Origin of the sequence: Methyloceanibacter sp. (assembly GCF_035650995.1) — a bacterium.
GTDB lineage: Bacteria > Pseudomonadota > Alphaproteobacteria > Rhizobiales > Methyloligellaceae > Methyloceanibacter.
The window spans coordinates 1-19,569 of the sequence record NZ_DASRGO010000083.1; the positions used below are offsets into that span (position 1 = coordinate 1).

The 19,569-nt window shown below is 64.9% G+C and carries 21 protein-coding genes, 1 tRNA gene and 1 pseudogene; 12 read left to right on the forward strand and 11 right to left on the reverse strand.

The annotated features are described in order from the left end of the window. Window positions 1-227: pseudogene (locus VFB18_RS06565) on the forward strand (penicillin-binding protein activator); the annotation flags it as partial. Here the strand turns inward: VFB18_RS06565 and hemW are convergent. The 3 genes from hemW to rph are packed head-to-tail and all read right to left on the reverse strand — an operon-like array spanning window position 224 to window position 2,691. Beyond that, window positions 224-1,372: a radical SAM family heme chaperone HemW gene (hemW, locus tag VFB18_RS06570; protein ID WP_324972502.1), complete on the reverse strand. Its 1,149-nt coding sequence runs from the start codon at window positions 1,370-1,372 to the stop codon at window positions 224-226. The pseudogene VFB18_RS06565 and the gene hemW overlap by 4 nt on opposite strands. Next, window positions 1,362-1,982 (reverse strand): RdgB/HAM1 family non-canonical purine NTP pyrophosphatase, encoded by a 621-nt coding sequence (gene rdgB, locus VFB18_RS06575; protein WP_324972505.1) that lies wholly within the window; start codon window positions 1,980-1,982, stop codon window positions 1,362-1,364. Before rdgB ends, hemW begins: the two co-directional genes overlap by 11 nt. Further along, window positions 1,975-2,691 (reverse strand): ribonuclease PH, encoded by a 717-nt coding sequence (rph, locus tag VFB18_RS06580; RefSeq protein WP_324972554.1) that lies wholly within the window; start codon window positions 2,689-2,691, stop codon window positions 1,975-1,977. The genes rdgB and rph overlap by 8 nt, the downstream gene beginning before the upstream one ends. A gap of 133 nt (window positions 2,692-2,824) precedes the next feature. Here rph and mutS point away from each other — a divergent pair, with 133 nt between their 5' ends. The 8 genes from mutS (at window position 2,825) to trpS (ending at window position 13,369) form a co-directional block, all read left to right on the forward strand. Then, window positions 2,825-5,572: a DNA mismatch repair protein MutS gene (gene mutS, locus VFB18_RS06585; RefSeq protein WP_414675659.1), complete on the forward strand. Its 2,748-nt coding sequence runs from the start codon at window positions 2,825-2,827 to the stop codon at window positions 5,570-5,572. A gap of 19 nt (window positions 5,573-5,591) precedes the next feature. Then, a complete protein-coding gene (locus tag VFB18_RS06590; RefSeq protein WP_324972507.1) occupies window positions 5,592-6,059 on the forward strand; it encodes a hypothetical protein in 468 nt (155 codons plus the stop codon). 13 nt (window positions 6,060-6,072) lie between these two features. Further along, window positions 6,073-8,853: a [protein-PII] uridylyltransferase gene (locus VFB18_RS06595; RefSeq protein ID WP_324972510.1), complete on the forward strand. Its 2,781-nt coding sequence runs from the start codon at window positions 6,073-6,075 to the stop codon at window positions 8,851-8,853. A 144-nt stretch (window positions 8,854-8,997) separates the two neighbouring features. Then, window positions 8,998-10,554 (forward strand): murein biosynthesis integral membrane protein MurJ, encoded by a 1,557-nt coding sequence (murJ, locus tag VFB18_RS06600; RefSeq protein ID WP_324972513.1) that lies wholly within the window; start codon window positions 8,998-9,000, stop codon window positions 10,552-10,554. A 62-nt stretch (window positions 10,555-10,616) separates the two neighbouring features. After that, window positions 10,617-11,507, forward strand: coding sequence for a CoA ester lyase (locus tag VFB18_RS06605; RefSeq protein ID WP_324972516.1), 891 nt, complete (start codon window positions 10,617-10,619; stop codon window positions 11,505-11,507). A 163-nt stretch (window positions 11,508-11,670) separates the two neighbouring features. Continuing rightward, a complete protein-coding gene (locus VFB18_RS06610; protein ID WP_324972519.1) occupies window positions 11,671-11,901 on the forward strand; it encodes a hypothetical protein in 231 nt (76 codons plus the stop codon). 14 nt (window positions 11,902-11,915) lie between these two features. Continuing rightward, on the forward strand, window positions 11,916-12,218 hold the full coding sequence (locus VFB18_RS06615) for a DUF4242 domain-containing protein (protein ID WP_324972522.1): 303 nt from the start codon (window positions 11,916-11,918) through the stop codon (window positions 12,216-12,218). Window positions 12,219-12,319: 101 nt separating this feature from the next. After that, entirely contained in the window at window positions 12,320-13,369 is a 1,050-nt protein-coding gene (gene trpS, locus VFB18_RS06620) for a tryptophan--tRNA ligase (RefSeq protein ID WP_324972525.1), read from the forward strand. Between the two features lie 74 nt (window positions 13,370-13,443). On the opposite strand, the gene msrA is transcribed toward trpS, so the two are convergent. The 4 genes from msrA to VFB18_RS06640 all read right to left on the reverse strand — a co-directional run bounded on the left by msrA (window position 13,444) and on the right by VFB18_RS06640 (window position 15,117). Continuing rightward, window positions 13,444-14,106: a peptide-methionine (S)-S-oxide reductase MsrA gene (msrA, locus tag VFB18_RS06625; protein WP_324972529.1), complete on the reverse strand. Its 663-nt coding sequence runs from the start codon at window positions 14,104-14,106 to the stop codon at window positions 13,444-13,446. Between the two features lie 32 nt (window positions 14,107-14,138). Beyond that, a complete protein-coding gene (locus VFB18_RS06630) occupies window positions 14,139-14,456 on the reverse strand; it encodes a hypothetical protein (RefSeq protein ID WP_324972533.1) in 318 nt (105 codons plus the stop codon). 101 nt (window positions 14,457-14,557) lie between these two features. Further along, window positions 14,558-14,923, reverse strand: coding sequence for a type II toxin-antitoxin system VapC family toxin (locus VFB18_RS06635; protein WP_324972535.1), 366 nt, complete (start codon window positions 14,921-14,923; stop codon window positions 14,558-14,560). Then, window positions 14,920-15,117, reverse strand: a complete 198-nt coding sequence (locus VFB18_RS06640) for a type II toxin-antitoxin system VapB family antitoxin (RefSeq protein ID WP_324972558.1) — start codon at window positions 15,115-15,117, stop codon at window positions 14,920-14,922. Before VFB18_RS06640 ends, VFB18_RS06635 begins: the two co-directional genes overlap by 4 nt. Window positions 15,118-15,243: 126 nt before the next feature. On the opposite strand from VFB18_RS06640, the gene VFB18_RS06645 reads away from it, so the two are divergent. Next, window positions 15,244-15,333, forward strand: a tRNA-Ser gene (locus VFB18_RS06645). Between the two features lie 518 nt (window positions 15,334-15,851). Here VFB18_RS06645 and VFB18_RS06650 read toward each other — a convergent pair. Beyond that, entirely contained in the window at window positions 15,852-16,043 is a 192-nt protein-coding gene (locus VFB18_RS06650; protein ID WP_324972537.1) for a hypothetical protein, read from the reverse strand. 47 nt (window positions 16,044-16,090) lie between these two features. On the opposite strand from VFB18_RS06650, the gene VFB18_RS06655 reads away from it, so the two are divergent. Further along, window positions 16,091-16,951, forward strand: a complete 861-nt coding sequence (locus tag VFB18_RS06655) for an SAM-dependent methyltransferase (protein ID WP_324972540.1) — start codon at window positions 16,091-16,093, stop codon at window positions 16,949-16,951. Window positions 16,952-16,959: 8 nt separating this feature from the next. Here VFB18_RS06655 and VFB18_RS06660 read toward each other — a convergent pair whose 3' ends face one another. Continuing rightward, entirely contained in the window at window positions 16,960-17,283 is a 324-nt protein-coding gene (locus VFB18_RS06660) for a hypothetical protein (protein ID WP_324972543.1), read from the reverse strand. Window positions 17,284-17,501: 218 nt separating this feature from the next. Here VFB18_RS06660 and VFB18_RS06665 point away from each other — a divergent pair, with 218 nt between their 5' ends. Further along, the gene (locus VFB18_RS06665) at window positions 17,502-18,446 is read left to right on the forward strand and encodes a metallophosphoesterase (RefSeq protein WP_324972546.1); all 945 of its coding nucleotides are present in this window, start codon (window positions 17,502-17,504) and stop codon (window positions 18,444-18,446) included. Between the two features lie 11 nt (window positions 18,447-18,457). Here VFB18_RS06665 and VFB18_RS06670 read toward each other — a convergent pair whose 3' ends face one another. After that, the gene (locus VFB18_RS06670; protein ID WP_324972548.1) at window positions 18,458-18,946 is read right to left on the reverse strand and encodes a CDP-archaeol synthase; all 489 of its coding nucleotides are present in this window, start codon (window positions 18,944-18,946) and stop codon (window positions 18,458-18,460) included. A gap of 98 nt (window positions 18,947-19,044) precedes the next feature. Next, window positions 19,045-19,569, reverse strand: a 525-nt coding sequence (locus tag VFB18_RS06675) for a transferase (RefSeq protein WP_324972551.1), incomplete at its 5' end; no start/stop codon positions are given.

Here is a 19,569-nt window from a genome sequence, read left to right on the forward strand (position 1 = left end):
ACGATGCGGTGAGCCTCGCCGTGTCGTTGTCGCAGAATCCGCCGGGCGAGCGCTATTCGCAGGCGCAGCTCACGCGATCGACCGGCTTTGCCGGCGTCGATGGTCTGTTCCGGCTCCTGCCCGACGGCACCTGCGAGCGCGAACTTGCCATCCTCGAGGTGCACGAAGGCGGACCCGTGGTGATCGACCCCGCGCCGTCGAGCTTCACCACCGCTTCGAGTTATTAAGCCGCGAGTTCGAGAATCAGGCTGTTCAGCACGAGGCGGCCTTCTCGCGTTGCTTTGAGATGCGAGCCGTTCACCGCAATGAGGCCATCGCTTTCGAGTGCGGCGAGACGATCTTGGCTCAATGCGGAGCCGCCGATTGCAGCAAGCCGCGAAAGATCGATCCCTTCGGCGAGGCGAAGGCCCATCAGCAAATATTCCTCTGCGGCGTCCTCCGGGCTCAAGGCCTCGTCGCTCGTGATCCCGTGACCGCTCGCTTCGACCTGCGCTAGCCAACGCTCGGGGGATTTGATCGTGGAGAGCGCGCGCTTCACGCCACCGGTCGTGATGCGGCTATGCGCGCCGGCCCCGACGCCGGCATAGTCGTGCCCGCGCCAATAGAGCAAATTGTGGCGCGATTCAGAACCTGGCCTGGCGTGGTTGGAAATCTCGTAAGCTGGCAACCCGGCCGCCTCGCACATGTCCTGGGTGATGAGGTAAAGCTCTTCGGCCAGTTCCCCGTCCGGAATCTGCAACGAGCCTGCTTCATGGCGCGCGGCGAACGGCGTGCCCTCTTCGATTGTAAGCTGATAGAGCGAGAGATGATCCGCGGCATGATCGAGCGCGCGGGCGAGTTCGTCGCGCCACGCCTGCGCCGTCTGTTCCTCGCGGGCATAAATGAGATCGAACGACACGCGGTCGAAATGGCGCTTGGCGAGCGCAAGCGCGGCAAGCGCTTCGTCTGCCGTGTGCATGCGGCCGAGTGCCCTTAAGCTCCGATCGTCGAGCGCCTGAATCCCGAGCGACAGGCGATTGACGCCGGCCGCGCGGTAGCCTGCGAAATTCTCGGCCTCGACAGATGTCGGATTGGCCTCGAGCGTGATCTCGGCATCTGGCGCGATGCGCCACTGCGCGGCAATCGCTTCGATGATCGTTGCCACGGTGCGAGGCGACATTAGCGACGGCGTGCCGCCGCCGAAGAAGATGCTCGATACGCACCGGTCCGGGGCAAGCGCGACGAAGTGACCGAGCTCTTTCAGATAGCCGGCCAGGAATCTCGCTTCGTCGATGCCGCCGTGGCGGACATGGCTATTGAAGTCGCAATAGGGGCATTTGGCGAGGCAAAACGGCCAATGCACATAGGCCCCGAATGGCTCATCATTCGTCATTGGAATAGGTCGCGGCGATCAGCTTCTCGAAGGCGCGCATGCGGTGCGAAAGTCGATTCTTCAAAGCCGGGTCCATCTCGCCGAACGTCTCGCGATAGCCATCGGGCACGAAGATAGGATCGTAGCCAAAGCCGCGCGAGCCCCGCGGCGGCCAGACGATTTTCCCGTAAACCCTACCCGTGGTCACGATCTCCTCGCCGCTCGGTGCGGCCAGCGCGAGCGCGCAGGTGAAGTTCGCGCGCGTGTAAGCCCCGCCGGTCGCGCTAAGCTCGTCATACACCCGCGCCATAGCAAGATCGAAGTCCCTGCCGGGTCCCCCCCAACGCGCCGACTGGACGCCCGGCTGCCCGCCGAGCGCTTCGACTTCGAGGCCCGAATCGTCGGCGATCGCAAGCAGCCGCGCGCTTTGCGCCGCCGCGCGGGCCTTGATCAGCGCGTTCGCTTCGAAACTTTCGCCCGTCTCTTCCGGCTCGGCGAGGCCGAGGCTTCCCGCCGAGACGCAAGCGATGCCGTAAGGCGCAAACAACTCGCCGAGCTCCCTCACCTTGCCCTCGTTGTGGCTGGCGACGGCGAGCTTCGATCCGCGATGCAGCGTGCCGGGGTTAAGCAACGGTGATCTTCTGCAATTGCACGAGCTCGGCGATGCCCTTGCGCGCGAGCGCCATCAATGTGTCGAACTGCTCCTGGCTGAAAGGCTCGGTCTCGGCCGTGCCCTGCACTTCGACGATGCCGCCGGAGCCCGTCATCACGAAATTCGCGTCGGCGTCGGCCTCCGAATCCTCGGCATAGTCGAGGTCGAGCACCGCCTCTCCGCCATAGAGCCCGCACGAGACCGCGGCAACGTGGTCGCGCAACACGCCCGGCTTCACCATGTTACGCGCCTCCATCCAGGCGATCGCGTCATGGAGCGCAATCCACGCGCCGGTGATCGAGGCGGTGCGGGTGCCGCCGTCGGCCTGGAGCACATCGCAATCGACGATGATCTGCCGCTCGCCGAGGCCGGCAAGATCGGTGACGGCGCGGAGCGAGCGGCCGATCAGGCGCTGGATCTCCTGCGTGCGCCCAGTCTGCTTGCCAGCAGAGGCCTCGCGGCGCGTGCGCTCTGTGGTCGCGCGCGGCAGCATGCCGTACTCGGCGGTGACCCAGCCGCGTCCCTGGCCCTTGAGCCACGGGGGCACGGGCTCTCCCGCGGTCGCGGTGCACAGCACATGAGTATCGCCGAAGCGGACGAGGCAAGAGCCTTCGGCGTGCCGCGAGACGGCGCGCTCGAAGCTGATGGGGCGGAGCGCGTCGGCGGCGCGCTTTGACGGGCGGACGATGGCGAAATCTCCTCGGGATTATGACCGCAAGGCGCGCACCCTAGAGGAGCCTTGCACCGGAAAAAAGCCCCTTTGCGCTCGCCACCAAGAGCCGCGCCATTGCATACTGGCGCGGCTTGCGCGATCGAGGGATTTGATCTTGAGGGAGGAGATGGCGAGCGAAGCTCTGTCGTCCGGGTTCGGAAGCCGCCCGCAAGCGCCCGCGCCTGAGGGTGCGACGCCGGTAATGGCGCAATATCTCGAGATCAAAGCGGCGAACGCCGACTGCCTCCTGTTCTACCGCATGGGCGATTTCTACGAGCTGTTCTTCGAGGACGCGGAAATCGCCTCGCGCGCGCTTGGCATCGCGTTGACCAAGCGCGGCAAGCATCAAGGCGAGGACATTCCGATGTGCGGCGTACCGGTGCGCTCGGCCGACGACTATCTCCAGCGCCTCATCGCCCAAGGCCACCGTGTCGCCGTCTGCGAGCAGCTCGAAGATCCCGCCGAGGCGCGTAAACGCGGTTCGAAGGCGGTCGTGCGTCGCGACGTGGTCCGTCTCGTCACGCCGGGCACGCTCACCGAGGAGAGCCTGCTCGATGCCCGTGCGCACAATTTCCTCACCGCGCTGTTCCGCTCGCCGCAGCAGGAGAACGGCGAGACGCTGCTTGCCCTTGCCTCGCTCGACATCTCGACCGGAGATCTCATCGCAACAACGGTCAAGGCGGGCGACCTTCCTGGCGAGCTTGCGCGGCTCAAGCCCGGCGAGGTCTTGGTCGGCGATGATCTCTCCGGCGACGCCGAGCTTCGCAAATGGATCGGCGAGGCGGGCGCCGCGCTCACGCCGGCCCCTCGCGCCCATTTCGATTCGCTTCGCGGAGAGCGCGTTCTCAAGCAGCGGCTCGGAGTCGCGACGCTCGATGCCTTCGGCGAGTTCAGCCGCGCCGAGCTTGCCGCGCTGTCGGGTCTCCTCACTTACGTCGAGATCACCCAGGTCGGCCGTGCGCCTCTGTTGCGCCCGCCGCGGAAAGAGAGCGCCGGCAGTCTCCTCGTCATCGATGCGGCGACCCGCGCCAATCTCGAGCTCATCCGCTCGAACCGGGGCGAGCAGGCGGGAAGCCTGCTCGCTGCCATCGACCGCACCGTCACGGCAGCAGGTGCGCGCGAGCTTGCGAGCCGGCTCGGCAGCCCTTTGACCGACGTTGCCACTTTGAATGCGCGGCTCGACGCCGTCGCCTATCTCGTCGGCGAGCAAAGACTTCGCCAGGCCTTGCGCGAGGACTTGAAGGCGGCGCCCGACCTCGCTCGCGCACTGGCGCGCCTTGCCTTGGGCCGGGGCGGACCACGCGATCTCGGCGCGGTCGCCGCCGCGATCCGCGCGGCCCACGCTCTTGCCGCAAACCTGTCGCGCACCGCCCGCGCCCTCGGCCTTCCGGGAGAACTCGCCTCGATCACGGAGCGCCTCGAAGCATCGCCGTCGCATCTCGAAAAGGCGCTATCGGCGGCTCTTGCCGAGAGCCTACCGGCAAACGCGCGCGACGGCGGCTTCATCAGGGAAGGCGCAAGCGCCGAGCTCGACGAACAGCGGCAATTGCGCGACGGCAGCCGCCAGGTGATCGCAGGCCTGCAGGCGACCTACGCCGAGGCAACGGGTATCAAGTCGCTCAAAGTGCGCCACAACAACGTGCTCGGCTATTTCGTCGAGGTGACTGCGACCAATGCCGGCGTGCTGGCGAAGCCGCCGCATGCCGAAACCTTCCTCCATCGTCAGACGCTCGCCAACGTGATGCGCTTCTCGACGCGAGAGCTTGCCGAGCTCGAGGCGCGCATCACCCAAGCCGCCGACCGCGCGCTTGCGCTCGAGCTGGAATATTTCGCGCGACTCTGCGACCGCGTGCTCGCCGAGCAGAAGACCCTCGCCGGAGCAAGCGCGGCACTGGCCGAGCTCGATCATTATGCCGGTCTCGCTGAGCTTGCCGTCGAGCAGAGCTATGTACGCCCCAAGATCGACAGGAGCCTCGTCTTCGCCGTCGAAGAGGGCCGCCACCCGATGGTCGAGCAGACCTTGCGCCGGGGCGGCGGCGGAAGTTTCGTCGGCAACGATTGCCAGCTCGGCGACGGCGGCGAGGCGACGCGCATCCTCCTCGTGACCGGGCCCAACATGGCGGGCAAGTCGACCTTCCTGCGCCAGAACGCGCTCATCGTTGCGCTGGCGCAATCGGGTGCGTTCGTGCCGGCCAAGAGCGCTTCGATCGGCATTGTCGACCGGCTGTTCAGCCGCGTCGGCGCGGCCGACGATCTCGCCCGCGGCCGCTCGACCTTCATGGTCGAGATGGTGGAAACCGCCGCCATCCTCAACCAGGCGACGGAGCGGTCCTTCGTCGTGCTTGACGAGATCGGACGCGGCACCGCGACCTTCGACGGGCTCTCGATCGCCTGGGCCGCGCTCGAATATCTGCACGCTGTGAACAGGAGCCGCGTGCTGTTCGCCACCCACTATCACGAGCTCACCGCCCTTGCGGATAAGTTGCCGCACGCGGCCAATTCCACCGTCGAGGTCAAGGAGTGGCACGACGAGATCGTATTTCTCTATCGCGTGGTGCGCGGTACCGCCGACCGCTCCTACGGCATCCACGTGGCGAAGCTCGCCGGCCTTCCGCCCGAGGTGCTGGCGCGCGCGAACGAGGTGCTGGCCGCACTCGAGAAGGCCGACGGCCGCCCCAAGCCGTCTGAGCTTGCCGAAGATTTGCCGCTGTTTCAGGCGGCGAAAGGTGCGGCGAGGCCCAGTCAAGTCTTGCCGGTCGAGCGGGCGCTTTCAGAGCTTAATCCCGACGCCATGACGCCGAAGCAGGCACTCGATGCCCTCTACCGGTTGAAAGCTCTGGTTCGGCCCGAGACTTGATGCCGTGGTAGAATGCGGCGTGCTGGGGGTAGCGGAGGCGGTCACAGTGAGCGAGGCTCCCGACGAAGCCCCAAAGGGAATGCCGCAATATCCGTCAATGCCGGAGATCGCCGGCAATGATGCGGTCGCCGTCTGGAGGGCGGGCAGATTCCTTCTGGTGCTGCTCTTGGACCTCAAGCCGCGATCGGCGCGCGTGATTGGCGAGGCGGCAGCGAGCAGTCTCCATTACAATGCCACGCTCGCGGTTCTCGATCAGGAGCTTAACGCCCCGCAAATGTACATCACGCTTGAAACGAGCGCCGGCGGCACGTTTTTTTGCCGCTTCAACGAGCGGGGCGTACAGGAGAATTTCGGCCCCGTGTCCAAAATGAGCCTCGGCGATTTCATCGCCAGGGCCATTGATATGTTTAGGCAGCATTTCAATTTTTCTGGCGAGATCGCGAATACGATATTGAGGCCCGAGCCCGACGTTCCGGCCAAGAACTAGCTCGTTGAGACGGATGGACCAGCCAGCGATCAGACAAGCCCCGTATTTCGATCCCGATCTCCTGCGCGCGGAGACCGCCCGGCTTGCCCAGGTCTATTCGGGACAGGACAACGCGCTGCGCAAGGCCCTGGTGGTGCGGCTGCGCCGGCTCGTCGAGGAGGCCCGCGCCTCCGCTAGGCGCCAGCTCGAGCAGGATGGCGACGGCAGGGCCTGCGCCGAGGGCCTGTCGGCCTTCCAGGATGCGCTGATCAAGCTCGCCTTCGAGTTCACCACTACCCACGTTTATCGCGCCGACAATCCTTCGACGGCGGAGCGCATGGCGGTCGTGGCGCAAGGCGGCTACGGCCGCGGGCTGCTCGCGCCGGGTTCGGACATCGATCTGCTCTTCCTGCTGCCCTACAAGCAGACCGCCTGGGGCGAGAGCGTCGCCGAGTACATGCTCTATCTCTTGTGGGATCTCGGCTTCAAGGTCGGGCACGCCACCCGCAACATCGATCAATGCGTGCGGCTCAGCCACTCCGACATGACCATCCGCACGGCGTTGCTCGACGCGCGCCTGATTTTCGGCGACCAAGCGCTCTACGCGGACTTCGAGAAGCGCTTCCGTACCGAAGTGCTGGAAGGCAATGCGCGGCCCTTTGTCGAGGCCAAGCTCGCCGAGCAGAATGCTCGTCATGCCCGCGCCGGCGCCTCGCGCTATCTTGTTGAGCCGAACGTCAAGGACGGGAAGGGCGGCCTGCGCGATCTGCATACGCTGCACTGGCTCGCCAAGCATCTCTATCCCGACAAGGCCGAGGCTGAGTTCGTCGAGGCCGGCGTGTTCACGGCCCACGAATATCGGAGCTTCCGCCGCTGTGAAAGCTTCCTGTGGACGGTGCGCTGCGAGCTTCACTTCCTCACCGGGCGGCCCGAGGAGCGGCTCAACTTCGACGTTCAGCAGCAGATGGCCGAGCGTCTCGGCTACCGGCGCAAGGGGGGCCTAAGCGGCGTCGAGCGCTTCATGCGGCACTACTTCCTGGTGGCCAAGGAGGTCGGCGATCTGACCGGCATCGTCTGTTCGGCCCTCGAGATCAAGCAGCTCAAGTCGCTGCCCTCGCTCGATACGCTGCTCGCGCCGTTCAGCTGGCGGCGCCGGGCGCGGCTGCGGCGCACCTCTGATTTTCGCATCGAAAACGCCCGCATCTACGCCGTCAACAAGGACATCTTCGCCAAGGATCCGGTCAACTTCATCCGCCTGTTCGTGGCGGCCGACGAGAATCGCGCCTCCTTTTCGCCCGAGGTCTTGCGCCAGGTGCGTGCCAACTTCCGCCTCATCGACGACGATCTCCGCAACAACCCGACCGCCAACCGGCTGTTCCTGCGCATCCTGACCGACTCGCGCGATCCCGAAGCGGTGTTGCGCAAAATGAACGAGGCCGGCGTGCTCGGCCGCTTCATCACCGATTTCGGCCGCGTGGTCTCGATGATGCAATTCAACATGTATCACCACTTCACGGTGGATGAGCACCTGATCCGCACCATCGGCTACCTGTCCGGCATCGAGCGCGGTAAATACGCGATCGAGCACCCGGTCTCGACGGAGATCGTGCGCACCATCGACAATCGCCGTGCGCTCTATGTCGCGGCCTTCCTCCACGACATCGCCAAGGGCCGCGACGAGGACCACTCGATCGCCGGCGCCCGCATCGCCCGCGAGCTTGGACCGCGCCTCGGCCTCACGCCGTCAGAGACCGAAACCGCCGCGTGGCTCGTCGAGCATCACCTCGCCATGAGCCTGTTCGCTCAGAGCCGCGACCTGAACGACGCCAAGACCATCCGCGACTTCGCCGCTCTGGTGCAGAGCCGCGAGCGGCTGAAGCTGCTGCTTGTGCTCACCGTCGCCGACATTCAGGCGGTCGGGCCCGGCGTCTGGACCGGCTGGAAGGGCCAGCTCCTGCGCACGCTCTATTTCGAGACCGAGCCTCTGCTCGGCGGCGGCCACATCACCCTGACGCGGAGCGAACGCGTCGGCCGCGCCCAGGATGCGCTCCGCGAGCGGCTGGCCGGCTGGCCGAGCCAGGAGCTCGAGCATTTTATCGCCCGCCATTATCCGTCCTATTGGCTGAGGACCGATCTCGACGTCATCGCCGAGCACGCCAAGCTGATCCGCGACGCGGAGGCCGAGGGCCGCTCGCTCGTCACCCATATCTCGACCGACGCCTTCCGCGGCGTCACCGAGATCACCCTGCTTGCGCCCAACCATCCGCGCCTGCTTGCGCTCGTTGCCGGCGCCTGCACCGGGGGCGGCGCCAACATCGTCGATGCCCAGATCTCGACCACGCGGGACGGCATGGCGCTCGACACTATCCACCTCGAACGCGAGTTCGATCAGGCGGAGGACGAGGAGCGCCGCGCCGGGCGCATCGCCCAAACCATCGAGCGCCTGCTCAAGGGCGAGGCGCGGCTTGCCGAGGTTCTTTCGGGCAAGCGGAAGCCGAAGGCCAAGCTCTCGGCCTTCACCGTCGAGCCGCAGGTGGTGATCGACAACACTTTGTCCGACGCGCTCACCGTGATCGAGATCAACGGACTCGACCGGCCGGGCCTGCTCTATGACGTGACGCGCGAGATTTCCGATCTCAACCTCGATATCGCCTCGGCCCACATCGCCACCTTCGGCGAGAAGGCGGTCGATGTGTTCTACGTGACCGACCTTACCGGCAAGAAGATCACGAGCTCGAGCCGCGAGGCGGCGATCCGCGAGCGCCTGATGAAGGCGCTACAGGCCGGTCAGGACGCCGCGTTGGTCCCCGCTTGAGTTGGGCGTCCTTCCCTTGAAACGAATCCGTCATGCCCGGCCTTGTGCCGGGCATCCACGATTTTCAATCTCTGCTGCGAAGCAAACCGTGGATGGCCGGGATAAACCGGGTCATGACGGTCATACGGGCAAAGGGTCGGGGACATGAAGCTCTATCGCGGGTTCGCCACGGTTGGCGCCATGACCATCTTGAGCCGCGTGCTCGGCTTCGCGCGCGACGTCCTGATCGCCGCCGTGCTCGGCACCTCCTTCGTGGCCGACGCCTTCTTCGTGGCCTTTCGCGTGCCCAACATGTTCCGCAGGCTGTTTGCCGAAGGCGCCTTCGATGCCGCCTTCATCCCGCTCTTTGCCAGGCGCATGCACGAGGATGGGCTCGCGGCGGCCCGCGCCTTCGCCGGGCAGGCTCTTTCCGGGCTGACCGTGCTTCTCGTCGCCGTCGTTATCCTTGGCGAGATCGCCATGCCGTGGTTCATGCTCCTGCTCGCGCCGGGCTTCCACGAAGATGCCGAGAAGTTCGCGCTCGCCGTTCTGCTCGCGCGCATCGCGCTCCCCTATCTCGTATGCATGTCGCTGGTCGCGCTCTATACCGGCGTGCTCAACGCGCAAGGCCGCTTCGCCGTCGCTGCCTTCACGCCGAGCCTGCTCAACATCGTGCTCATTATTGTGCTGCTCGGTCTTGTCGCGACCGGCAACACCGACAAGGGTCAGGCCGGCATGGCGCTCGCCTGGGGCATCGTCCTGTCGGGTCTGCTCCAGGTCGTGGTCATCGCGGTCGCCGCCGCGCGGACGTCGATGCACCTGCCGCTGACGCGCCCGAGGCTCACCCCCGACATGAGCCGGCTCGTGGCGCTCGCCGTCCCGGGCATGGTCGCCGGCGGCATCGGCCAGCTCACCGGCGTGATCTCGACCATCATCGCCACGCTCCAGGATCGCGTCGTGTCCTGGCTCTATTACGCCGAGCGCATCGTGCAACTCCCGCTCGGCGTCATCGGCGTCGCGGTGGGCGTGGTGCTGCTTCCCGATCTCAGCCACAAGCTTCGCACCGGCGACCATCGCGCGGTGATCAGAAGCGAGAACCGCGCGCTCGAATTCGCCCTTCTCCTCACTCTTCCAGCCGCAGCCGCGCTCATCCTCGCCGCGACCCCGATCATGCGCGTCCTGTTCCAGCACGGTGCCTTCACCGCGGCCGACACCGATGCGACGTCCGCGATACTGTCGGCGCTCGCGCTCGGCCTTCCGGCTTACGTCATCATCAAGGTGCTGCACCCGAGCTTCTTCGCCCGCGAGGACACGCGGACGCCGATGATCTTCGCCGCTGTTTCGATGGGCGCCAATGTCGTGCTGAGCCTGATTTTGTTTCTTGCCATCGGCGGGACCGGCATTGCCGTCGCCGCCATGCTCTCGGGCTGGATCAATGTCGCGCTGCTCGTCATGGCCTTGAAACGGCGCGGAGAATTTGCCCTCGATGCAGCATTCCGGCGCGCGATCCTCGGCATCGTGGCCGCAACGGTCTGCATGAGCGTCGCGGTTTATGGCCTCGAGCGCATGCTCGATCCCTACCTCGTGCCGTCGCGCAGCCTCGCAGCGCAGGTCGCGGCGCTCTTTGCCCTCGTCGCAGGCGGGCTCCTCGTCTACGCAGTCTCGGCGCAAGTCTTCGGCGCGGCGAAATTCCGCGAGCTGATCAAAGAGCTTAGGCCCTGACGCCAGGAGGGTTGGCGGGTCCCCCAGCCTCGTCTATGCTGCGATGCAGCAAGGGGGATGACATGCAAGGACGGCCGCGCCGGAGCGTGCTCTATATGCCCGGTTCGAACGAGCGGGCGCTCGAGAAGGCGAAGACCATCCCGGCCGACGCGCTCATCTTCGATCTCGAAGATGCGGTGGCCCCCGACGCCAAGGAACTCGCCCGCGATCAGGTCTGCGCTGCGGTCAAGAACGGCGGCTATGGCGGCCGCGAGATCGTGATCAGGGTGAACGCGCTCGAGACTCCCTGGGGCACCGGAGACCTGCTCGCCGCTTGCGAGGCGGAGCCCGACGCCATCCTCGTGCCCAAGGTGGTGCATCCCGGCGACATCATCAGCGCCGCCAAGATCCTGCAAAGCGTGCATGCGGCCGAGAAGATCAGGCTGTGGGCGATGATGGAAACGCCGATGGCGATCTTGAACGCGCGCACGATCGCTGCCACCGCGGTGTATGCCGAGAACCGGTTATGCTGCCTCGTCATGGGCACCAATGACTTGATCAAGGAGTCGCGCGCCCGCGCCCTGCATGACCGCTTCGCCGTCGTGCCGTGGCTCGCCATGACCCTCGTCGCCGCGCGCGCCTACCACCTCGATATCATTGACGGCGTCTACAACGATTTCAGGGACGAGATCGGTCTCCGTGAGGAATGCGAGCGCGGCCGTATCCTCGGCATGGACGGCAAGACGCTGATCCATCCGAGCCAAGTCGAGCCGTGCAACGAGATTTTCTCGCCGACCGAGGAGGAGGTCGATTGGTCGCGCAAGGTCATCGCCGCTTTCCGCCGGCCCGAGAATGCCAAGAAGGGCGTCATCGTCATCGAGGGCCGCATGGTCGAGCGGCTCCATCTCGGCATGGCCGAGCGCACGGTGTCGATCGCCGAACAAATCCGCGAGATGGAGATGGCTTGCGGGTAGCGCTGGGGCGAGCATCAGAGCAGGGCGGAGAAAATCCGGACGCTCGATCAATCACTGCAGACGCTCGATCATTTCTTTTCCGCGTGGCGAAAGCTAGCTAACCGCGCACACGCCGCACCGTCGTGAGCGACGCGCGGCGGTTTCCGCGACACCAGGAGATACGATGCAGAAAGTTCTCATTACTGCGCTTGCCCTCACCAGCCTCGGCGTTTTGACCACGCCGGCCGCCGCCTCGAAGAAGTGCCGCAGTGCGCTCTCGCATTGCATCGTGAAGAGCAGTCACTGCTCCGACAAGAAGAGTTGCCAGCAAGACTGCCTCGACAAGTACAACTATTGCACCGTGAGCCACGACATGGGCAGCGGCAAGCCGGCCGAGCAGCCGGAAAAAATGTAGCCGAGGGACAGCAAATGAACCTCTACGTTATTCGGCGCCCAGGCGCTTGGGCGAGCTTGCAGGAGCTCGAAGCTGCGGGCGCGAAGTCGGCCAGAATCGGCAACGAGGAAATGCACGACCGCGTGCGCTGGATCAGAAGTTACGTCGTCAAGGAGCCCGACGGCCGGTTCGGCACCGTGTGCATCTACGAGGCGCGCGATCCGCAATCGATCCGCGAGCACGCTCGCCGCGTCGGCATGCCGGGCGACCAAATATTTCCGGTGCTGAGAACGATCGTCGTCCGCGACGATCCCAAGGACGCCACCGAAGCGGCCTAAAGCAGCGGCGCCGCCGCCAGGCGGCGCCGTCTCCCCCTCCGACGAGGCTTGCGCGCGTCCCCCGGTCACGCCATAACCCGCCCGTCGATCAGGGGCGAGGAATGCAAAGGGCCAAGACCAAAACCAAGACGCGCGTGTTCTCGGGCGTGCAGCCGACCGGCAATCTCCATCTCGGCAACTATCTCGGCGCCATCACCAAGTTCGTGGCGCTCCAGGCCGAGCATGACTGCCTCTATTGCGTGGTCGATCTCCACGCCATCACCGTGTTCCAGGACCCTGATGAGCTCGCCAAGAACACGCGCGAGGTGACGGCAGCCTTCATCGCCTCGGGCATCGACCCCGGGCGCCATATCGTGTTCAATCAGAGCCAGGTGTCGGGCCACGCGGAGCTTGCCTGGATTTTCAACTGCGTGGCGCGCATCGGCTGGCTGAACCGCATGACGCAGTTCAAGGAGAAGGCCGGCAAGGACCGCGAGAATGCTTCGGCCGGTCTTTACGTCTATCCGAACCTGATGGCCGCCGACATTCTGCTCTACCACGCCACCCACGTTCCCGTCGGCGAGGATCAGAAGCAGCATCTCGAGCTTGCCCGCGACATCGCCCAGAAGTTCAACAACGACTTCGCCAAGACGATCGCGCGTGAGGGCTATGAAGGCGGCTTCTTTCCGCTGCCCGAGCCGCTCATCACCGGTCCCGCCACAAGAGTGATGAATTTGCGCGACGGCACCCGCAAGATGTCGAAGTCGGATGAGAGCGACATGACGCGGATCAACCTCACCGACGATGCCGACGCCATCGCCAAGAAGATCAGGAAGGCGAAGACCGACCCCGAGCCACTGCCTTCTGAAGCGAAGGGCCTCGAGACGAGGCCGGAGGCCGACAATCTCGTCGGCATTTTCGCCGGCCTCGCCGAGACCTCGAAGGAGGCCGTGTTGCGCGATTTCGGCGGCTCGCCCTTCTCGAAGTTCAAAGAGGCGTTGGCCGAGCTCGCGGCGGCGAAGCTCAATCCGATCGGGGAGGAGATGCGTCGTCTCATGGCCGATCCGGTCGAGATCGACCGCATCCTCGACGACGGCGCGCGCCGCGCTCACGCCATCGCCGACCCGATCCTCGCCAAGACCAAGGACATCGTCGGCTTCATCCGGAGCTGATGCTTTTCGCCCGATCTCGCCGATTTACTTTCATCTCCCCAAGGGGGAGCAGGAGTGCGTTTCTGCTTCGAGGATTAAGCGTCAGCCTCCACCCCGGTGCCGATCTGGCAGGTGACGCCGGTGCCGCCAAGCCCGCAGTAGCCGTGCGGGTTCTTGGCGAGGTATTGCTGGTGGTAGTCCTCGGCGAAATAGAACTCGGGCGCCGGCAGGATCTCGGTGGTGATCGGTCCGAGCCCGCGCGCTTTCAGCGCCTTCTCGTAGGATGCCTTCGCGGCTTCCGCGGCACGGTGCTGCTCGTCGGTGAAATAATAGATGCCGGAGCGATATTGCGTGCCGACGTCGTTGCCCTGGCGCATGCCTTGGGTCGGGTCGTGCGCCTCGAAGAAGGTCTTTAGCAGCTCGGCGTAGCTGACCTTGGCCGGATCGTAGACGACGAGCACAGCCTCGTTGTGCCCGGTCATGCCAGTGCACACCTCCTCGTAGGTCGGGTTCGGCGTAAAGCCGCCGGCGTAGCCGACCGCCGTCACGTAGACGCCCGGGATCTGCCAGAACTTCCGCTCGGCGCCCCAGAAACAGCCGAGCCCGAATAGTGCCTTCATCGCGCCTTCGGAGTAGGGGCCTTTAAGCGCCGCTCCGCTCACGTAGTGCGAGGAGGCCGTGGGGATGAGGCTTGCCCGCCCGGGCAATGCCTTGTCGGGAGAGGGAAGGGCTGAGGGCTTGCGCTTCAGAGTGAACATTTGGTCTCCTCGTGGCTGCCCCCCGACAGCTCCTAGTTGATGAATATCTCGACCGGCTTCCGCTTCTGTCCGAACCAATAGAGCAGGACGCCGAGGATGCCGAACACGACCCAGGTCGGCGCGTTCAGCACGCTCGTGATCACCGGGTCCCAGACGGCCGGCCCGGCATGGCTCACGACCCAGGCCTTGGCTGCGTCCAGGCTCTGCGCATTGAGCGCTTTCCATTGCTCGCCCATGGGCGTGACCACCCAGGCGCCGCCGCCCGCAAGACTCTTGGTGGCATCGACCACGGCGGCGACCATGGCGATCAGAAGAAGCCAGACGCCGATGACGCGCAGCAGAAACAGCATGGCTCGATTTCGCGATCGTTAGGGAGTTTCCTGCCCCTACATAAGCCATCGGCGGCTTCCGTTCAAACCGGCGCGACATCAGCTTTGCGTGAGCCCGGCCTCTAGACGCTCGCCGCGAGACCCAGCTGCTCGGCGACCCCGAATAGCGGCTTGTCCCGCGTCCACAGCCGTGCCCCCGCCGTCAATTTCGTCGCGGCGAGGAGATGCGCGTCCACATAGCCAATTCCGCTGCCGGCCAGTGCGCCCGCTTCGATGAAGTGCAAGACTTCCACCGGCGAGGCGACGACCGCCGAAGGAAGGTTCTGCAAAGTCTCGAGGATGAGTTCGCGCTGGTGCAGGACGCCGAGCGCGAGCTCGCCGACGATGACGGGATGGATCAAGACTCGCGAGGCGTCGAGCAGTTTTGCCAACGCCCGGTCGCCCTTGCGCAGGTGGTCGACCCAGACCGAAGTGTCCGTCAGGATCACGCCGACCGTTGCCGCCGCCGCGGAGGCGCGGCGATCTCGGGCTCGCTCCCCCCAAGCCGGGCCAAGCGCCGTGCGCTCTCGCGCTCGATCAGGGCCTTGAGCGCCTCGCGGACCAAGGCCGACTTTTCCTTAAGCCCGGTGAAGGCCTGGGCCTTGGCCAGAAGCTCGTCGTCGAGTGCGAGCGTGGTTCGCATAAGCACGAATTTATCATCATTCGATGATCAATTCTATGCCTATGGCGGGCGCCGGAGACCTGGGCTCCAACCGTATTGAACCGAAGGGTCGCTTCGCTATAGTGCGGCCCCTTGCTTTCCGAGACTGGAGGGGTGGCCGAGTGGTCGAAGGCGCACGCCTGGAAAGTGTGTAGGCGGGCAACCGTCTCAAGGGTTCGAATCCCTTCCCCTCCGCCATCGTCCGGCGCGCCGCTGTCCGCGGCAGGCGCGGGAACATGGCAGACCCAGGACATAAAAAGGCGCCTGCCGAAGGGCAGGCGCCAATGGTTGGGCATCTCGTTCGGGAAGCGGCTATTGGCCCTGTGACATGCAACCTTCGTAATTGGTCTGGCACTGGCGTTCGCAGCCCGAGGCGCCGCCGCACCCATCCATGCACTGACTATAGTTGTAGTCACACGCGTCCGAGTGAGCATCGGCCAATCTTGTCATCGTATCCTTTGCGTATCCCAGCGAGGCCGTGGCGGCCAAAGCCGTAGCGGCGACGAATATCTGCAAAGCTAATCTTTTCATGTTTCCCCTCACGAGGATGGTGGTTGCTTCAATAACTTCAGGCCGATCATGCCGACAGCCTGCATGGCGCAGCCGCTCCGAACCTGCCACAAAAGAGGGGCTCGTGCGAGAGCCGTCCCTGTAGCAAACGGCCTCGAAGCCATGATCCGGAGCATCCGGAATGTCTCTAGCGGGCATCCGTACAATCAATCGGTCACGAAAGCGCGCACAGGCTTTCCCTGGCCTTGGTCCAACCAGTTGCGCGTGACGCACCAGAAGGTGTTGCCTGAGCCCGCATTGGCGTTCGCGCACGCCTCTTCCGTTTGGTAACGGTCGTCGCGGACGGCGAGCACGGGCAAATTGTTGACGAGAGTCACGTATATGCACACCCATTCCATGCCGCCTCTCCCCTATCAGGCCTCGCAACGAGTAACTCTACGAAACAATGACCCAAGTCATCCAGAACGTCTCCGACACCGCCTTTCTGGTCGCCGGCTTTCGCGCTGCCGAGATGGAGCGCGAGACGCCGCTGTTCCGCGATCCGCTTGCCGCCAAGCTCGCCGGCGAGCATGGCAGGAACATCCTTGCCGCCGTGCCGAAGGCCTTCCTCGGCGCCTGGTCGGTGGTGATCAGGACCGTCATCATCGATCGCCTGATCGAGCGCGCGGTCCGAGAGGGCGTTGACACGATCCTCAATCTCGGCGCCGGCCTCGACACCAGGCCCTATCGCATGGATCTACCGCGCTCTCTGCGCTGGATTGAGGTTGACTATCCGCACGTGATCGAGCTGAAGGAAACGCGCCTTGCCGAAGAGGCGCCGCGCTGCCGGCTCGAGCGCGTCGCTCTCGACCTCACCGATCGCGAGGCGCGCCAGGCGTTTCTCGGCGGGATCGACGCCCAGGCGGAAAAGATCCTGGTGCTGACCGAGGGCGTGACGCCCTATTTGACGGAAGCCGATGTCGGCGATCTCGCCGACGATCTCCGCAAGGTGGCGAAGGCCCGCTACTGGATCATCGACTATTTTTCGCCCGAGGCGCTCAAATACGGCGCGCGGCTCCGCAAAAAATTCATGCGCAACGCCCCGTTTCAATTCACGCCGAAGGACTGGTTCGCCTTCTTCGCCTCCCACGGCTGGAAGCCGGACGAGGTGCGCTACATCTCCGAGGAGGCCGACCGGCTCGGGCGCCCGGCACCGTTGCCCCTGTGGTTGCAGCTCTGGGTGAAGGCGGCAAGCGTTTTCGCCTCGCGTGCACGCCGCGATCGAATGCGGCGCTTTGCCGCCTATGTGCTGCTCACCCCGAAGTAGCGGTCTTCTCAGGCCGCTTTGAGCACGATGACGAGATCCGTCGCCTCGGGTGGATGCGGCGTGAGCCTCGTATAGGAGGTATCGCTCCAGCTTGCGATCTTCACCACCACGCCGGTCTCGGCTCCGCTTTCCGCGGGCTCAGCAGGTTCGACGATGTTAAGGCCGCTGCGATCGAGGAAGAAGGTGTGATCGCCAAACAGCTCGTTGAATTGTGCGGTTGCCGGATGATTTTCCGGCAGCGCCTGGGCGTTGAACTGTGACAAGGTGCATTCGACCAGTTTGGGCGACATTTTCATCGCGAAAAGCTCCCTTTCTTCGGTCACGGCCGCCACAGCGGCCTCGAATCTCCGGTTGGCGGTCTCCGCCCTCCAGGGAACAATGCCTCTCGGTCCGAAAACCAAAGGCACGGCAAATGGTTTCACGCTTCCGGCCCGCTTGGCTGACTAGGTCTCGTGCCGGCCCTTCCCGCCTGGGGCCTCTTGAAAATGAAGTCTTGCCGTCCGGTCCTTGATTGCTGCAACTCTGCCTAGCCAACGAAACGGCGGGCGAGATGGTTGACGAGCACACCTTGCGGGTCTTGGAAAAGCGCCTCGGGCGCCGCCATGCCAAGGCGCGGCTCGGCATCGAAAAGGATCACGAGGCGCAGGTCTTCGGCCAGGGCATCAACTTCTTCCACATCGAGAATCTTCCGCTCTCGCACGCCTTGATCCGGGCAGTGTTGATCGTAACGGGATTGTATTGGCGCGGGCTCGACAACGCGGGCAAGGTCGATCTGCGCGAGAACCGCATCGCCCTGCCGCGCCTTCCGCGCGCCTTCGATGGCTTCACCATCCTCCAGCTCAGCGATCTTCACGTCGAAATGAGCGAAGCCGCGATGGAGCGGACGGCCGATCTCCTCGGCAACCTTCGCTACGATCTTTGCGTGCTCACCGGCGATTATCGCGCCAAGACCTGGGGCCCCTACGAGGCGGCGATGTCGGGCATGAGGCGCCTGCGCGGGGTCCTTCGCGGAGAGGTCTACGGCGTGCTCGGCAATCACGACACGATCCTGATGGTTCCGAGCTTGGAGGCGATGGACGTCAGGATGCTGCTGAACGAAAGCGTCGTCATCGAGCGGGGCGGAGAACGCATTCACCTCGCCGGAATCGATGACGCTCATTTCTACCGCATGGACAATCTGGAGAAGGCCGCTGCGGACATTCCGCACGATGCGTTTTCGATCCTGATCACGCACACGCCGGAAATCTACAAGCAGGCCGCGCACGCCGATTTCGATCTTCTGCTGAGCGGCCACACCCATGGCGGCCAGATCTGCCTTCCCGGCGGAATTCCGATCACACTCGATTCGGTTCTGCCGCGCCGCATGGGCGCAGGCGCTTGGCGCTATCACGACATGGTCGGCTACACCTCGGTCGGCGCCGGCTCCTCGGTCGTTCCCGTGCGCTTCAACTGCCCGCCGGAGATCACGCTGCATCGCCTCGAGGCACGACCCTAGCGGTCGGCCGATCAATACGGCGTATCGCGCAGCTTCAAGCGAAAGAGGATGCGCGAAACGACCAGCGCGCCGACAAGGAAGATCGCGGTCCCGCCGATGATGCCGAGCCAGCCGATAGGCACGAGCAAGCGGCTCGCGAGCAGCGGGAACAGCGACTCAGGAATATGATCGAGCCCGAGAGCCATGCTGCCCGGAGCGAGTCCGAGCCTCCGCTTGATGAAACTCGAAAAGAGGTCGCCGACGACGGCGCCTGCGGCGACGAGCGCGCCGACCTCCCAGTCCAGTCCCACAGCCGGCGCCGCCAGCGACGTGGCGAGCAGCGCAACCAGAACCCCGCGAATGGTCTTGCGCGGTCCAAAGCCCGGGCGCCCGTCTGGAAACGTCGCACCGCCGTCGAGCGGTTGGGCGAAGCGCGTGCCGAGCATCGTTGTGACGAGCAGCGGAGCGCCGTTCGCAACGCCGATGAGAATGAGAAGTTGCGCGACCAAAACGTATTGCATCGCCGCGGCCAAGTTTGAGTCGAGACAGCGATGCTAAGCGCTCGCGCGCGCGAGGTCACCAGCGGCGAGGCGCAACACTGTGGATTGGCTCGGCGAGGTCAGGCGGCGTAAGCCACCCAGACATTTGGTTCTTCGTAGGTGCCGATGCGGCGATCGACGTCGATCTTGATCGGGGCGATAGCGCCTTCGATCGTATAGTTGCCCGATGTCGCGAAATGCTGCTTGGACCAGTTTTCCCAGAACGGCAGCGGCTCCTGCACGACCATGGAACGTTCGGCGAGCCCGACCATCCGCCCGCCGCTTGCGAGGTGGCTGCGAATCCAGGGGTCGTACATGCGGCCCTTGGGATCGGTCCAGGTGATGTACTCGCCCAAGGGAACCCACGGGTGTCTGACCTTGGCCGAGGGACGCACCGGCACCACGACGCCGCCGAGCTTCTTGTGCTCGGCAAGCTCGAGCAGCGCGCGGATCATCTTCCGCGCATAGCCCTTCGCCCGGTGAATGGCGGGCACCGACACGGCGAGCGCGCCAAGCATGTTGGCCTGCCCGTTCTTGTTGCGGGCGGCGGTTTCGACCACCCAGTCCCAACCCTCGGGCGGGAGATCATCGGGTCCGGAGCAAAC

What these genes read in the sequence shown, in the direction of transcription:
- hemW (WP_324972502.1), bottom strand. Translation starts at nt 1,372, where the DNA reads ATGACGAATGATGAGCCATTCGGGGCCTATGTGCATTGGCCGTTTTGC.
- VFB18_RS06595 (WP_324972510.1), top strand. Translation starts at nt 6,073, where the DNA reads ATGGACCAGCCAGCGATCAGACAAGCCCCGTATTTCGATCCCGATCTC.
- murJ (WP_324972513.1), top strand. Translation starts at nt 8,998, where the DNA reads ATGAAGCTCTATCGCGGGTTCGCCACGGTTGGCGCCATGACCATCTTG.
- VFB18_RS06605 (WP_324972516.1), top strand. Translation starts at nt 10,617, where the DNA reads ATGCAAGGACGGCCGCGCCGGAGCGTGCTCTATATGCCCGGTTCGAAC.
- VFB18_RS06610 (WP_324972519.1), top strand. Translation starts at nt 11,671, where the DNA reads ATGCAGAAAGTTCTCATTACTGCGCTTGCCCTCACCAGCCTCGGCGTT.
- VFB18_RS06615 (WP_324972522.1), top strand. Translation starts at nt 11,916, where the DNA reads ATGAACCTCTACGTTATTCGGCGCCCAGGCGCTTGGGCGAGCTTGCAG.
- trpS (WP_324972525.1), top strand. Translation starts at nt 12,320, where the DNA reads ATGCAAAGGGCCAAGACCAAAACCAAGACGCGCGTGTTCTCGGGCGTG.
- msrA (WP_324972529.1), bottom strand. Translation starts at nt 14,106, where the DNA reads ATGTTCACTCTGAAGCGCAAGCCCTCAGCCCTTCCCTCTCCCGACAAG.
- VFB18_RS06630 (WP_324972533.1), bottom strand. Translation starts at nt 14,456, where the DNA reads ATGCTGTTTCTGCTGCGCGTCATCGGCGTCTGGCTTCTTCTGATCGCC.
- VFB18_RS06640 (WP_324972558.1), bottom strand. Translation starts at nt 15,117, where the DNA reads ATGCGAACCACGCTCGCACTCGACGACGAGCTTCTGGCCAAGGCCCAG.
- VFB18_RS06650 (WP_324972537.1), bottom strand. Translation starts at nt 16,043, where the DNA reads ATGGAATGGGTGTGCATATACGTGACTCTCGTCAACAATTTGCCCGTG.
- VFB18_RS06655 (WP_324972540.1), top strand. Translation starts at nt 16,091, where the DNA reads ATGACCCAAGTCATCCAGAACGTCTCCGACACCGCCTTTCTGGTCGCC.
- VFB18_RS06665 (WP_324972546.1), top strand. Translation starts at nt 17,502, where the DNA reads ATGGTTGACGAGCACACCTTGCGGGTCTTGGAAAAGCGCCTCGGGCGC.
- VFB18_RS06670 (WP_324972548.1), bottom strand. Translation starts at nt 18,946, where the DNA reads ATGCAATACGTTTTGGTCGCGCAACTTCTCATTCTCATCGGCGTTGCG.